The sequence below is a fragment of the Bacillus sp. SIMBA_005 genome (assembly GCF_046535585.1).
GTDB classification, from domain to species: Bacteria; Bacillota; Bacilli; order Bacillales; family Bacillaceae; genus Bacillus; species Bacillus pumilus.
On the sequence record NZ_JAWRWI010000042.1, the window covers coordinates 1 to 497 of the forward strand.

Consider the following 497-nt stretch of genomic DNA (forward strand, 5'->3'; position numbering starts at 1 on the left):
CTAAACAGTACGCTGCAAAATAAATTAGAAGATAAAGTAAAAGCAATAGATTATTATAGTGAGACAGTTGATAAAGACATATTGTTAGGCAAAAACAAAACATTACTGAAAGAGAAATTTAAGCAGTACACGACACTTAACGACGATGTAGGCGCAATCTATGCTGCCTCAGAAGATAAGAAGCTTTATAAATATCCGGATAGCGGTGTTCCGAAAGGTTTCGATCCGACAGGACGTGACTGGTACAAACAGGCGGTTGCGGAAAAAGGACAGGCTGTTTTCTCAGAACCGTATACCGATGAAGCGACAGGAGATATCGTTGTCACAATTTCAAAACAATTAAAAGACGGTTCAGGGGTTATAGCGCTGGATTTAAACCTGGATGAAGTGCTTACTGCATCAAAAAGAATCAAAATCGGTAAAGAAGGCTTTGCATTTATTACGACAGGCAACAAAAAATATATCGCCCATCCGACCATTAAGCCGGGGACAACCGG

General features: G+C 40.0%; 1 protein-coding gene. It reads left to right on the forward strand.

Going from position 1 to position 497, the window contains the following annotated elements; genetic code table 11:
* Positions 1-497 (forward strand): cache domain-containing protein (locus SB660_RS18960; RefSeq protein WP_486304200.1); only part of this gene is annotated, 497 nt, incomplete at both ends.